This window comes from Halocatena pleomorpha, assembly GCF_003862495.1.
Classification (GTDB): Archaea; Halobacteriota; Halobacteria; order Halobacteriales; family Haloarculaceae; genus Halocatena; species Halocatena pleomorpha.
In genome coordinates this window covers 74,936-88,562 of record NZ_RRCH01000003.1, presented here as the reverse complement: position 1 = coordinate 88,562, position 13,627 = coordinate 74,936, and the positions used below count along the sequence as shown (strand labels likewise).

The 13,627-nt window shown below is 57.0% G+C and carries 10 protein-coding genes; 6 read left to right on the top strand and 4 right to left on the bottom strand.

What is annotated here, in order from left to right; genetic code table 11:
* The first annotated feature begins 40 nt into the window (after nucleotides 1-40).
* From EIK79_RS01410 to EIK79_RS01390, 5 genes are all read left to right on the top strand, one after another.
* On the top strand, nucleotides 41-982 hold the full coding sequence (locus EIK79_RS01410) for a cation diffusion facilitator family transporter (protein WP_124953350.1): 942 nt from the start codon (nucleotides 41-43) through the stop codon (nucleotides 980-982).
* A 327-nt stretch (nucleotides 983-1,309) separates the two neighbouring features.
* The gene (locus EIK79_RS01405) at nucleotides 1,310-2,827 is read left to right on the top strand and encodes an ATP-binding protein (RefSeq protein ID WP_124953349.1); all 1,518 of its coding nucleotides are present in this window, start codon (nucleotides 1,310-1,312) and stop codon (nucleotides 2,825-2,827) included.
* A gap of 59 nt (nucleotides 2,828-2,886) precedes the next feature.
* Nucleotides 2,887-4,560, top strand: a complete 1,674-nt coding sequence (locus tag EIK79_RS01400; protein WP_124953348.1) for a Na+/H+ antiporter NhaC family protein — start codon at nucleotides 2,887-2,889, stop codon at nucleotides 4,558-4,560.
* 66 nt (nucleotides 4,561-4,626) lie between these two features.
* Nucleotides 4,627-5,697, top strand: a complete 1,071-nt coding sequence (locus tag EIK79_RS01395; RefSeq protein ID WP_124953347.1) for an archaeosine biosynthesis radical SAM protein RaSEA — start codon at nucleotides 4,627-4,629, stop codon at nucleotides 5,695-5,697.
* 56 nt (nucleotides 5,698-5,753) lie between these two features.
* Entirely contained in the window at nucleotides 5,754-9,449 is a 3,696-nt protein-coding gene (locus EIK79_RS01390; protein WP_124953346.1) for a tetratricopeptide repeat protein, read from the top strand.
* A gap of 9 nt (nucleotides 9,450-9,458) precedes the next feature.
* Here EIK79_RS01390 and purQ read toward each other — a convergent pair whose 3' ends face one another.
* The 3 genes from purQ to EIK79_RS01375 all read right to left on the bottom strand — a co-directional run bounded on the left by purQ (nucleotide 9,459) and on the right by EIK79_RS01375 (nucleotide 11,418).
* Nucleotides 9,459-10,148 carry a phosphoribosylformylglycinamidine synthase I gene (gene purQ, locus EIK79_RS01385; protein WP_124953345.1) on the bottom strand — a complete coding sequence of 230 codons (690 nt, stop codon included), beginning with the start codon at nucleotides 10,146-10,148 and terminating at the stop codon, nucleotides 9,459-9,461.
* The gene (purS, locus tag EIK79_RS01380; RefSeq protein ID WP_124953344.1) at nucleotides 10,145-10,396 is read right to left on the bottom strand and encodes a phosphoribosylformylglycinamidine synthase subunit PurS; all 252 of its coding nucleotides are present in this window, start codon (nucleotides 10,394-10,396) and stop codon (nucleotides 10,145-10,147) included. Before purS ends, purQ begins: the two co-directional genes overlap by 4 nt.
* A gap of 98 nt (nucleotides 10,397-10,494) precedes the next feature.
* Nucleotides 10,495-11,418: a helix-turn-helix domain-containing protein gene (locus EIK79_RS01375; RefSeq protein WP_124953343.1), complete on the bottom strand. Its 924-nt coding sequence runs from the start codon at nucleotides 11,416-11,418 to the stop codon at nucleotides 10,495-10,497.
* Nucleotides 11,419-11,807: 389 nt separating this feature from the next.
* Between EIK79_RS01375 and EIK79_RS01370 the strand changes: the two genes are divergently transcribed.
* Nucleotides 11,808-12,152, top strand: a complete 345-nt coding sequence (locus EIK79_RS01370) for a hypothetical protein (protein ID WP_124953342.1) — start codon at nucleotides 11,808-11,810, stop codon at nucleotides 12,150-12,152.
* A gap of 278 nt (nucleotides 12,153-12,430) precedes the next feature.
* On the opposite strand, the gene EIK79_RS01365 is transcribed toward EIK79_RS01370, so the two are convergent.
* Nucleotides 12,431-13,450, bottom strand: coding sequence for a phosphoribosylaminoimidazolesuccinocarboxamide synthase (locus EIK79_RS01365; RefSeq protein ID WP_124953341.1), 1,020 nt, complete (start codon nucleotides 13,448-13,450; stop codon nucleotides 12,431-12,433).
* Between the last annotated feature and the right edge of the window lie 177 nt (nucleotides 13,451-13,627).

Below are 13,627 nucleotides of genomic sequence, written 5' to 3'. Positions count from 1 at the left end.
GGGCGGTAGATATTTCGGTCGACAATCGGTGCAAAGAGTAATGGCGAGCAGCAAATCCGTCGTCATCGCGGCCTTCATCGCAAACGCAGTGATCGCAGTGTTGAAATTCCTCGGTTTTCTGCTGACCGGCAGCGCAGCAATGCTTTCAGAGGTATATCATTCGATCTCCGATACAGGCAATCAAGTGTTTCTCCTGTTTGGAATCCGCTACAGCGAGCGGGAACCCACTCAGAAACACCCGTTCGGCTACGGAAAAGCCCAATTTTTCTACTCATTTCTGGTCGCTGTGTTCCTGTTCGGGATCGCCGGCTGGGAGAGCCTCTCCCACGGGATCCACGTGTTCACTCATCCTGCCCCCGTGCAACCCTCTACAGAAACGCTGTTCGGATACCGGTTTCCGTCCCACTGGGTCAACTACGGCGTGCTCCTCGGTGCGATCGCCTTCGAGAGTTACGCGCTCAAAACAGCCTACGCCGGACTCACCCAGCAGATGCAAGAGCACGATTGGGAAACCATCGCTGAGGCGTTCAGGAAAACGAGCGACGTGACGACCCTGACCGCGTTCACGGAGGACACAATCGCTATCGCTGGCGCCGGGATCGCCCTAGCGGGCGTCTATCTCACGCGCGTTACGGGTAATCCCCGATACGACGCTGCGGCCTCGATCGGTATCGGGATCCTGCTTATGGGATTTTCGTTGGCGCTCGCGTGGGAAAACAAACGGCTCTTGCTCGGAGAAAGTCTTCCACCCGAGGATGAGCGTCCGCTGAGAGAACTGATCACCTCTGTTGACGGTGTTCACCACGTTGATGACCTCCGAACGGTGTTTTTCGGTCCCGAACAACTCCTCGTCGCCGCAAACGTCAGCTTCGAAAAGACGCTTGACACTGAATTGATCGACGAGCGGGCCGCTACGATTGAAACGACGCTCATCCACCACGAGGATCAGATCAAAAGAGTGTACATCGAACCGGAGGTCTGACGTTCTACCAGTGTAGGAACGTCGCGCGACGGTGCGTGAATGGAACGTCGCAATGTGTACTGTTCCCAGCAACCGGTGACATCCTCCTCGCCGTAAACGGCGGGAGTCTCTCCTTGAAGGAAGATAGGCAGGTGAATAGTTATTACCCACCGCTGAGATGAACACGGATAGAGACACTGACCGAAGATGACCCACCGGCTGACCGCGCACCGAGAACAGACATCGAAAATGCCGGTAAGATCAGCGAGGCAGCTACGGGCATGTTGAACAGGAAATGACCGTGAGTAACAGTCCGAAACCGTCTGTCCGGACGAGTCAGGGACGGACATGACGAATCAGTTGGACAACAAGGACCGGTTGTGGCGCTTGGTGAGTGCCGTGATTATCGGGGGATGCGGCGTCGTCACGGGCGCAATCAACGGGCTGCATTTCGTTACGGCGAATCCGGATTCGTTTCCGACGATCGCGTACAGCATCGTTCTCCCGATTTGTCTGTCAGTCGGGTTGGTCGCTGGAGGATGGTGGACCGGTCGGAGCAGCCTCTCAGCACCATACACGCTCAGAATTGCCGGTTGGAGCATCGTCGGTGGTGGCGTGTTTAGCATTTCTGGCGGGCTGATGATCGGATACCAGCAGTCGATGGGGAGTGTGCTGAGCGAACCGCTGTTCGTTCTCATTGATGTGAGCACCGGTGGAACAGCCATCGGGTTCGCGTTCGGACTGTATGCAGTCCGGATCAAGCATCAGGCCGCGCAGTTGGATCGGTACCAACGCCGGTTAGAACGAGAACGTGATCGGTTCGTCGCGCTGTTTGATAACCTTCCTGACCCAGTCGTTCAGTACAATTTCACGGAGGGTACAGCGATCATCCGGGTCGTTAATCCAGCGTTCGAGCGATTGTTTGATGTCGATGGCACTGTCGCCCACGGCTCCCCTGTCGGAGAGCACATCGTTCTGTCCAACCTCGAACAGTCAGCGATCGATCTCGATGCCACGCTTCACGCTGACAGCGTGGTACAACACGAGGTTCGACTCAAGACGGCGGTAGGAATCCGGGATTTCCGATTGCTCGTCATCCCGCCCCAGATAGCCACCGAACAGACCGGCCACATCATTGCTACCGACATCACCGATCGAAATCAGCACGTACGTAGACTCGAAGTTCTCAATCGCGTGTTGCGACACGACCTCCGTAACGCCGCGGGCATCATCATCGGAAGCACTGATCTGCTCAGGGATCGGCTCTCAGAGCCAGACGAGGTCGAAACCGTCCGTGAAACGGCGTTCGATCTCGTCGATCTGAGCGAGACGGTCGGAGAAATAGAAACCGCCCTGGACTGTGACCAACGGACGAACGGCCCGATCGCACTGCGTGAGGTGCTCACCTCGTGTATCGACCAGGCAAACGACGATTATCCCGACGCTGACGTTCGCCTCGATCGCTGCGTGCGTGGACAGGTTCCGGTCATCGCAAACGATCGGATCAATATCGCGCTCGAAAACGTGATCGAAAACGCCATCGAACACAACGACACGGAGACACCGGTCGTTTCGATCACCGTCTCGGATGAAGTCTCTGATTTCGTTTCGGTCGAAATAGCTGACAACGGTCCTGGGCTTCCAAAGCGCGAGCGGAACGTCATCGAACAAGGATCGGAATCACAGCACCACCACTCGTTGGGATTGGGACTCTGGTTTGTTAACTGGATCGTCGTTGATTCCGGCGGGAACGTGACATTTGATGACAACGAGCCGCGCGGAAGCATCGTTACCATTCACCTGCCGAGCGCCAAACTCAACCAGCAGACACCGACAGCCAACTCGATGAACGCCTCTGAAGGGTGAGCACGGGCGCGTACTGAGACGGGGAGTTTTTATAGCCAGAAACGGACGTTGGGGCAGTTATGTCGCTCGAAACCATTAACGCGGGTGTCTGGACGCTCATCCCGCCCCTGCTTGCGATCGGATTGGCGTGGTATATCCGTGACGCACTCATCGGGTTGTTCGCTGGCATCGTCGGGGCGGGGGTCGTGTACGGGGCGCACACACCAGTCGCCGTGGGTGTCCCGGAGGGACTCGCTGGCGGGCTTTCCGGCGTCGTTCTTGGTGGAGTGATGGGACTGACGGCGGTGCCGACGCTGATCGCCACAGCGCCGCTGTTCAACGACCCGTGGTACGTTGAGAACGTGCTGATCGCCCTGTTCATGATCGGTGGCATGATCGGGCTCATGATCCGTTCAGGAGCGATCCAAGGCGTTCTCGAAGCGCTTGCCGCGCGCGTCGATTCCCCGGCTGACGCCGAACGGGCGTCGTTTTTGGCCGGGATGATCATCCACATCGACGATTATTTCAACTGTTTGGTAGTCGGTTCGATGATGCGCCCGCTCACGGATCGGTACGATGTCTCGCGGGCAAAACTCGCTTACTACGTCGACAGCGCCGGGAGTCCAGCGGCTCGACTGGCGTTCTACTCGACGTGGGGTGTCGCACTCATCGGGTTCATCGGACAGGGACTCGTTCAGGCACAACAGGGGGGGTCACTGCCGTCGGGAATGGGAAATCTCGTTTCGGGCACCGGGCAAGAGGCCAGCGCGGCCACCGCAGAACTGTGGCCGTTGTTTTTCAACAGCCTGCTGTTCGGCTTTTACTCGTGGATCGCGTTGCTTCTCGCGGCACTGGTCGCGTGGCAGGTGGTGCCGAACTTCGGACCGATGAAACGCGAAGAAGAACGCGCACGCAACGGTGATGGCGTCGTCGGCCCGGACGCCAGTCCGATGATCTCCGAAGAGATGGATCGATACGAGATGGCCGACGCGGCAACCCCCGACTGGCGTAACTTCGCCATTCCGATCGGGGCGATGATTCTCCTCGCGTTCGCGGCAATGTTCTGGCGCGCGTCACCGGTGATACAGGCCGCTGAGATGTCGACGCTGTTTTCTATCGGTGGATACTCGTTGATCGTTCCCGGCGGCGGGCAATGGTCGTTCAACATCGGTGGCGTCAGGCTCGGACTGGCTGCCACCGGTGGACTGGTCGTGGCGTTCCTGTTGTACCGACTGCGGGGCGACATTCCGACGAACGCGGACGCAACGGACGCCACGGTTCACGGTTTCAAAGGTATTCTCCTCGCTGCCGCCATCCTTACGCTGGCGAGTTCGATCCAGAACAGCGTCACCACGCTCGGTATCTCATCGTTCGTCACGAACTGGTTCGTGGGTGTCCCAGCCGCGATCATCCCCGTTGCGCTCTTCATCGTGACCGCCTTCATCAGCTTCTCCGATGGGAGTTCGTGGGCAACGTACGGTATCATGTTCCCGATCGCCATGCCCATCGCGTTCACGACGGGGGCGAACCTGCCGCTCGTCATGGGTGCGGTGTTCAGCGGTGGTATTTTCGGTGATCACTGCTCGCCAATCAGCGACACGACCGTGCTCTCTTCGAGCACGAGCGGCAGCGACCACATGGTCCATGTCCGGACCCAGATTCCTTACGCACTCCTGACGGCGGGGATCACAGCAGTACTGTTCGTCGTCTGTGGCGTTCTCGTCCCACAAGGGTTCAGGATCCTTCCGTACTGAACGCCACGCTGTGCTTCTCGGGGAGTGACCGCGATGGTTTTACGCACGAATCGGATACCGTTGGTAATGAGCACCCCCGATCCCGACGTGTACGAGCAAGGCCGTGGGATGGACGCGCACAACCAGGTGATGCGCGACGTTCGCGCGCGTAACCAGCAAACGTACGATCCCCACGAGCCGACGCGCGTCTGGCTTGATGAGGACAATACGCCCTCCGGCGTCTACCAGTCACTGACGATCATTCTCAACACCGGCGGCTGTCGGTGGGCGCGCGCCGGTGGCTGTACGATGTGTGGCTACGTTGCCGAATCGGTCGACGGCGGCACCGTCCCCCACGCCGCACTGGTCGACCAGATCGAAGCGTGTCTTGAACACGAACGCGAGCACGCCGACACACCCGCTGATCTCATCAAGATCTACACGTCTGGCTCCTTTCTCGATGAGCGGGAAATACCAGCCAAAACACGCCGCGCCATCGCGTCGACGTTCGCGGACCGCGAGCGCATCGTCGTCGAAAGTCTGCCCGATTTCGTCGACAGAGAAAAACTGCAGGACTTTACCGAGGTCGGTCTCGACGTGGACGTTGCGGTCGGTCTCGAAACGGCGACCGACCGCGTTCGACACGACTGCGTCAACAAGTATTTCGATTTCGAGGACTTCGAACGAGCGAGCGAGACCGCGAGCGCCGTCGGAGCGGGGATCAAGGCGTATCTGCTGATGAAACCGCCGTTTCTCAGCGAATCCGAGGCAATTACCGACATGAAACGATCGATCCGTCGGTGTGCCGAACACGCCCACACCGTTTCGATGAACCCGACGAACGTCCAGCGACACACGATGGTCGAAGAACTGTACCACGATGGCGGCTACCGACCACCGTGGCTCTGGTCGGTCACCGATGTGCTCCGAGAGACGGCCGACGTGGACGCCATCGTCGTCTCCGATCCCGTCGGTCACGGCAGCGATCGGGGCCCACACAACTGCGGCGAGTGTGATGACCGAGTCCAGACCGCCATCAAGGATTTCGACCTCCGGCAGGACCCATCCGTATTCGACCAAGTATCATGCGACTGTAAGATAACGTGGAACGCGGTGGTAGAACGGGAGACGGGGTACGGGCAACCGTTACTTCATTGATATTCGTACGGGAGAACGTTCGGGTTTAAGGTTTCTCGCAAGAATCCTTTCGTAAGATGGTTACCCCCGTCGGAACGGATGATGTCTTTATTCGTTTACTACACCGTCGGATAGAGTTCCTCCGGTGTCTCGAATCATCACCCCGACGAAAGCCCGAGATAGTGGATCAGCTCGAATGGTCGCGGTCAACCGTCGACCGAGCCGTCCGAGAACTCCAACAGGCCGGTCTGCTCAAGCGGGGAACAGAAGGGTACATGACCACACTCGCCGGTCGTCTCGCCGCCACCACGTACACGGAATTCACCGAAATGGTGTCGGACGTGCACACTGCTACACCGTTGCTAGAAACGCTCGATCGGGAGCATCCCGTTCCCATGGCGACCGTGTGGGGAATCGACCCCGTACCGATCGACGATCACACACCGTATGAGATTCCATCAGAGTTACAGGAAGCGATCGAATCAGCCCATTCGCTCACAGCACTGATGCCGGTCATCTCCGACCCGATCATACTCGAATTCTGCCAATCGCAAGCGGTAGAAGGGTCCTTGGATCTCACACTGATCGTCGGACCGAATCTCTACGATGCGCTCCACGAACGGTCCCCGGATACGCTTTCAGTGTTGTCTCACCACGGACAACGGTTGTTGCGCGCGGCCCGCCCACCACCCCATCCCATGTTCCTCCTCGAACGGGCGTCAGGACAGAACGAGGGACTCATCATCGTTTATGAAGATGGTGTACAGTCCGCAATGTTTCGGAACCGCCGCCAAGACGGGTTCGAGGCCGCAAAGGCGTACATCACCGATATCATCGAGACAGCGACGGAGATCACCGACACAGAGGCTACGATGGGGCGACAACACCACACGTTGGTTCCCCATCAACGGTCGCCGCCCGAGAGAGCCAACAACCAGTCTCAAAGTGTGCTCGAACGGGAAGGGTTCATCGAGTTGACCGACGCGTACATCGACTCGCGCGAGCCGGGCGAACCGACGACGAGCTGGCGCACCGGAATCGACTTCGCTGAGATCGCCGCGGGGCACGCAATCGAACGCACGTATGATAGCGACCATACCGCGAGCGTGACGAATTCAAAAGAGGATCATCTGATCAGCGTGGAGGAGGCTGCCACCAGCGGACGGACATCGCTTGTTGGGGAGCTTCTCGATGGACTGAGTTCGGGAAGCGATCACGCGCTGGTGGGATTGCCGGGATCAGGAAAGAGCACGGTTTGTAAGATGGTCGCTTATCGTTGGCACGAGACCGGGCGCGGAAGCGTGTTTTACCGAGAAGGAGGTGCTGGCCGGACGTTCACCAGCACGGCAGCGCTTCGCGCGCGACTACGCGAATGTGAGGAACACACTTTGGTCGTCGTCGAAGACATCCTCTCCCCCGAAGCCAAGGCCGTGTTTCGAGTGATGGTCGATTACCGCGACGATCCAACAGTGACGTTTCTCGTCGAATCGCGTGAACACGCGTGGACCGATCCGTCGGCGTCGTCTTCCGGTCTGGCACCCCGTCTCGACAGCTACCGAACCGAAGCGATCGAACACGTTCGGATGCCGGCGCTAGATATCACCGAGTGTGAACGGCTCGTTCGCCATTTTGAAGTGATGCACGGACGGCAGTTCGCTCTCGAAGCCTCCGATCTGCTCGATTCTCCCGGGCAGGACAGCGATCCCGCCACGCTACTCGTCGTGCTCCACCGGCTCGTGTTGTCGACCGACCCGCTCGCCTCGGTTCAGGACACGCCTCCGACGACGCTCACGGAGGACGTTCGACGGACCTTCGACGATCTGCGAGCGGTCGGTGAGCGGGCACTCGATGTCGGTGTGTTCGTTTCGCTGCTCAACGCTGCCGACATCGGTGTGTATCCCGAACTCGTTTACGCACTCACATCGGAGACGACCGAAGCGATCGAGGAAGCCCTAACGCTGCTCGAAGGACGTGTCATCTTCGACCGCTCCGGCGGCGACGACGAGAACGACGGAAAACCCGCCTACCGATCGGTTCATAAATCGTGGTCCGTGTTGTTTCTCAGACAGCTCCACGAACGGGCGAGCGGCGTCCAAGAGCTGCGAGACGCACAACGCCGGTTTGGACGGATCGCCACAGCCCTGTTGTCGTTAGCCGACGACGAGACGAAACGTGCTTGTATCGATTGGCAGAGCACCGGCTCTCCGACTGTAATCAAAGAGATCTCCGCAGATCCACAAGCGTGGGCCGACGAGACTATAGAACGACTGTTCACCCTTGGTCTCGCTCATTCCTCGCTTGTTCCGTTATTCGAAACGAGCACGAACTCATGGATCGAACTGCCCAAGGCGTGTTCGGCTGAAATGGAGATTCGCCGTACGGAGTGGTGCGGGCAGATGGCCCTACAGGCGGGAGCACCTGATGAGGCGGCGACGGAGTTCGAACGCCTCGCTGCGCTCGCAGACGATCCTCCAGCGTCGGTCGACGCCGACTGTTTGGAGGCCAGATGCTTGAAATACCAAGGAACGGTCGCGTTCCGACGGAGCGAATACGACCGCGCGGAGTCGTTTTACGACCGGAGCCGCCGAGCCTACCGTGCGGCAGGTGATAACCGAGGCGAAGCCGACGTGGTCAACAACCTCGGGATCGTCGCGTGGTCGCGTGGTGAACTTGCTGTCGCAAAGGAGCGGCTTCAATGGAGTCTCGACCAGTACCAGGAACTAGGCGATCACGTTGCAGCGGCCGACGCCAGATTCAACCGGACGATGGTGCTTGACGTGGAGGGCGAGACCGAAACCGCAACCGAACAGTATCAGGTCTGTCTCGATCGGTACCGGTCAGTGGGTAACAGCCGATCGGAGGCGAACGCCCGCAACAACCTCGGCGTTCTCAAGCGCAAATGTGGCGAACTGAACGCTGCGGAGCGTCGTCTCACCAGAGCGTTCGACACGTACCGCGATATCGGGGACGAACTCGGACAGGCGGGCAGTCTTCACAGTCTGGGATCTGTCGCTCAGATTCGCGGCGACTTCGAGCGGGCGGTCGAGTGTTATGAGCGTAGTCTCGACCGTTATCGGAACGCTAGTGACACACACGGGGTGGCGCGCTGTCTTCACGACCGTGCTACCTTGGACCGCCGTCAGAACAGGCTAGATGCCGCCGAACGACGGCACGAACGCAGCTACGAACTGCGTAGCGACATCGGGGATCAGCGCGGGATCGCAGCGTGTCTCATCAGCCTTGGACGGATCGCCCGGCGGAGAGACGCGATCGAAACCGCGATGGATCGCACGAAGTGCGGTCTCGATCGCTACCGACAACACGGCGACGTGCGCGGGGAAGCCACCGCCCTCAGGTTGCTCGGTGCACTCTACTGCGATACCGGGCGAACAGAACGCGCGAAGGACTGTCTTGAGAGGAGTCTTGAACGGACGAGAGAGAGCAATCACCGCCTTGGAGAGGCACGAACACTACGCGAACTCGGTCGGCTTGCAGAGGCGCACAATGATCTCAAGCGAGCAAAAGAACGACAGCAATCAGCTCTGTCAACATTCACCGACATCGGCGCACGTCCCGACGCCGTCGAGACGTGTCACGAACTCATGGCCGTCTGTGACGCGCTCGGTGAACGAAAGACGGTGACTACCTACCGCGAAGCGGCCGTCGAATTCGCACGCGAGATGGGTGTTGATCTCGAAACGCTGAATCGACGACCCGATAATCGAGCGACATCGAAACCACCAACGTCCACCGATAGTACTAACAGCGGTTAAATCGCCGTGCTACGGATCCGCGACGGCGAACCCTTCGAGAATGGCGCGGCCGTCCGTTCCGTTCTCGGCCAGTTCTGGAAAGGTGGCTCGTTCCGGATGGGGCATCAACACCGCCGTCGTATCACGTTCACCGATCACGCCAGCGATGTTGTCCGTCGATCCGTTTGGGTTGGCCGCATCAGTGACTGCTCCGTCGGCATTACAGTACCGGAAAAGAACCCGGTTTTCGGCGTTCAACTCCGATAGAGTCTCCTCTGCGATCTCGAACCGCCCTTCACCGTGAGCGATCGGAAGCGAAATAACTTCACCCGCTTCGTAGGCGTGCGTCCACGGCGTATTCGCGTTCTCGACTCGGAGATGAACGTGCTCACATTGGAACCGCGCGCTCCGGTTCGTGGTGAATGCACCCGGCGTGAGCCGAGCCTCACAGCCGATCTGTGCGCCATTGCACACCCCCAACACAGGCGTCCCGTCCTCGACCTGTTGCCGAATTTCTGCCATCACCGAGGAGCGGGCAGCCATCGCACCGGCACGGAGATAATCACCGTACGAGAAACCGCCCGGGAGGACGATTCCGTCAGTCTCAGCGGGAAGACCGTCCTCATGCCAGACACGCCGGGCGTCAAATCCGACGTGGTCGAGCGCACGGACGGCGTCTCGGTCGCAGTTGCTCCCGCCGAACTGCACGACTGCGATCATCGATCGGTCACTACGACATCATAGTCGTGAATAGTCGGATTCGCAAGGAGACGTTCGGCCATCTCCTCGGCGCGTTCAGTGGCGGCTTCGCTCGATTCAGCATCGAAATCGATCTCGAACCGATCGGCAGAACGCAGCGCGTTCACATCGAATCCCAACCGCGAGAGCGCCTGCTGGGTCGTCTCTGCCTCCGGATCGAGAACACCCCGTTTCGGACGGATGGTCACTGTCGCCGTGTACGCGGTCATCGGTCCCGTCTCGGGATTGAGAGACCAAATGGATTGTTATCTCGACCATGGGATCGTCATTCTCGCTGGGGCTAATCGACGTGGAAAACCGCGATTCATTAGATCGGTTCCGCTTTCTCCCATAAGTATTCGAATATATTTATCGACTCCAACAGGTGATCAGTGTCCATCACCATCGTCCCTTGAGCTGATTCTGCGGGACCGATCGTGTATCCGACCCACCGATTCGAACAGTAATCGTGCTCTAAGAGGAAGTCATATATCACGGGATGTTCTGATCGGAGTTCCTCCATGTTTAGCCGATACAGCCCACACCCCGTGATCGTTGGCGTATTGGTTACACGGAATTCGCAATTATTCCGAACGGTTGCTTCGCTGTGCATATTATCTATCAAAAGATCTCTGAACGAGTCGACAACAGGGACCCAATCCTCACTATCCGCAGGGAGAAGATACTGGTACGTATGGCCCTGGCTCAGATTCTTCACGACAGTCGTGAAGAATTTCCCCGGTGTTTCGGTCTGCTGGTCAAGGAGATTATAATGGAACGATTTGAGAAACAGACGGATGTCTACGCTGTTTTCTTCCAATGCCAGCACTTGTGGATTGCTCAGTGTCCCGGAGAACAGCTGCTGTGTCGAACAGTCAGACAGATAATTTTCAATTTCCTCGTCCAACTTCTGTGAGATTCGATGGCCCACGTTTGAGACCATAGAAATCCGTTGGGCTTGTCGTAGCTGTGTATCCTGTAATGACTCGCCCATGTATCGAACCACAGGCCCAGCATTGATCTCGTTGCTGTCAGAGTTTTCACCGAAAACGAGGTAATCAAGACTAACGTCAAACACCTCTGCCATCGAGACGAGCGAGTCGAAACTCGGTCTCGCTTGTCCTTGTCGGTATGCTGACAATGTTGCTCCAGAAACCCCTACTTCATCTGCTATTTCTGCATTAGTCTCATTTGAAAGAGCAAGTAACTCAGAGATTTTACTTTCGAGTTTGATCTCACTCGTATTTTGCATAGCTATACCTAATACCGGATCGCTATAATCAGTAGTGGATTGTATATCTCAAATACAGCCTAATGAAAACTATGAGAAGTGAATAACAACTAGGTTATAAGCTCCCTTGGCCTGTGCAACGTATATGAGAAGATAACATGAGTTACTAGGCGACAATTATAGAGTATAGGAAGTGATGAATAGTTTGAATTAACGTATACGGATAGCTGCTGGTGTAAAAAATGAAGCAAACGAACGAACGGGGAACGTCAACACAGAATACATCGCTGACAATAGATTGGGAGTACACGTGTACGAACTGCAGTCGGGGTTTCAACGCCTCGATGGCGCATCAGATTGTCGTTGTGAGCGAAAACGAAGCAGAGATGATGTGTTCATGGTGTAAACACATGGACACGTATCGACCGCCGGACGAGAGCGAGATTGAGCGACCACCGGCGATCGTCAATCACACGATCGAAAACGACAGTGACGGGCTAACGATCGCGCGGTTGTTTTTCGAGGGAGGAGCATGGCTCCAATATCGCAAGGCTGCCGACGAATGGGTGTACGAGGAGATGTTTACTGCCGATGGAGAGGAAGTCGCCTCGTTCGAAACCGAATTCGACCGAAACGACTGCAACACCCCGGAGGAGTACCTCAGCCGAGAGATAGGCCGATACGACAAATACACCGTCCGAGGACTAGGAATTCAGCGGCCCCACATCGCCACCGTTCTCATCGAAGGATACTGAACCGCTGACAACGACCGGGATCACTGAGGAGGACGCGGGATCACTCATAAATGTCGTAGTAATTTAATATCCCGCGTGTTATCATTTTGTGCCACTGAACTCGTATGGGTTTGTTCACCCTCTCGTAGGTTTCGATCAACCCGGCAATAAAATTTTTCTAGGCTGCATACTAATAGTTAATAATCACAATTCTCTATCAAGAATAAAGTAATGTAGCCGTAGTAATAGGACTCTTCACTGCTATCGTTTCCCACACATCGTCATCTATCCGGCCATTATTACAAATCTTTAACACGTGTGACGGCGTCGTCGAGTGACGGTGCGTCGAACAGGTCTTGTTCGATGTAAGCGTTAGCACCTGCGGTGTACAGATCTGACACCGCCATGATCACGTCCCGATCGAGCGGTTGTGGATCAACGTCGCAGAGCGTCCGCCAATCGGCAATATCCTGTTCTCTCGCGTCCTGTTTGGCTTGCTTGACACTTTCAACCCAATCGGATTGGTTCCGTTTGTGGTACTGTCTGAGTAGTTCTTTCGAGACCTGCTGGTCGTCGTATGAGAATCGGTTCTCGTCGAACGTACCGACCACGTCTGCCACTCGGATGTCGCCCTCGGAGTAGAGGCATTCGATCTTTCCGTCCTCGTGGCGTAACCCCACATCGTCCGCCCGTTGGGTGATGAGTTCGTTGACTGACTTGGCGAGTGATTCGAGGTCTTCAATGTCGGCTCGGCCCGCGATCGTATCCGCTTGCTCACGAGACAGTACTCGGTCCGACTCCTCGTATTTGCTCGTGAATTCGATGACTGGCTCCGGCAGATCGACGGCTTCCTCAGGCCATTCGTCCGCATCGAGTCCGACATCCTCAGGATCAGCACGAGACCGGAGGCTCGATCCCACGGGAACGCGATTTCGGAACACGATTTCGAGCGGAATGAGGTAATTATCCTCTGCGGCCGAGTGGAACGCCTCATAGTCGTAGTCCCGGCCCTCGTGGGGCAGTTCGGGAATCCGAGTAAGATCGATCATCATCTCCTGTGGCGGGAGTGTCACAGCGTCGATGCTCGTCGTGTCACCCTTGTCTATGACACCTTGGTAGTGGGTGTCGATACCGTTGTCTTCGAGGAGTTCGAAGTTTGCAGCACCCATTGCACACAGACTCGCTCCTTTTTGTGGAATCGGATCAGGCATCTTTCCCCAGTCGAACACCGAGTAATCGTCGGTAAAGAGAAATCGGCCCCGACCGAGTCGATCCGGTGTTGGCGCCTTCTCGACGTGTATCTCTTTGACGCTCGTCATACTGCATTCTTCCTCGGGTTGCACTAATCGATTTCTATCGACGCGAGCGTTTTCCCCGTCCTATTGGTCTCCTCGCGCCGTGTACACCTGTCCCACCCCACGTAAATCCCGAATAGATTCAAGTGAATTACGTGAATTAGTCTATTCAGTAATCAGTTAGCAGTTGATTTATCATAG

Coding starts and splice junctions, on each gene's coding strand:
- purQ (WP_124953345.1), bottom strand. CDS start 10,148: ATGATCGCAGTCGTGCAGTTCGGCGGGAGCAACTGCGACCGAGACGCC.
- EIK79_RS01395 (WP_124953347.1), top strand. CDS start 4,627: ATGAGCACCCCCGATCCCGACGTGTACGAGCAAGGCCGTGGGATGGAC.
- EIK79_RS01365 (WP_124953341.1), bottom strand. CDS start 13,450: ATGACGAGCGTCAAAGAGATACACGTCGAGAAGGCGCCAACACCGGAT.
- purS (WP_124953344.1), bottom strand. CDS start 10,396: ATGACCGCGTACACGGCGACAGTGACCATCCGTCCGAAACGGGGTGTT.
- EIK79_RS01370 (WP_124953342.1), top strand. CDS start 11,808: ATGGACACGTATCGACCGCCGGACGAGAGCGAGATTGAGCGACCACCG.
- EIK79_RS01390 (WP_124953346.1), top strand. CDS start 5,754: ATGGTTACCCCCGTCGGAACGGATGATGTCTTTATTCGTTTACTACAC.
- EIK79_RS01400 (WP_124953348.1), top strand. CDS start 2,887: ATGTCGCTCGAAACCATTAACGCGGGTGTCTGGACGCTCATCCCGCCC.
- EIK79_RS01375 (WP_124953343.1), bottom strand. CDS start 11,418: ATGCAAAATACGAGTGAGATCAAACTCGAAAGTAAAATCTCTGAGTTA.
- EIK79_RS01405 (WP_124953349.1), top strand. CDS start 1,310: ATGACGAATCAGTTGGACAACAAGGACCGGTTGTGGCGCTTGGTGAGT.
- EIK79_RS01410 (WP_124953350.1), top strand. CDS start 41: ATGGCGAGCAGCAAATCCGTCGTCATCGCGGCCTTCATCGCAAACGCA.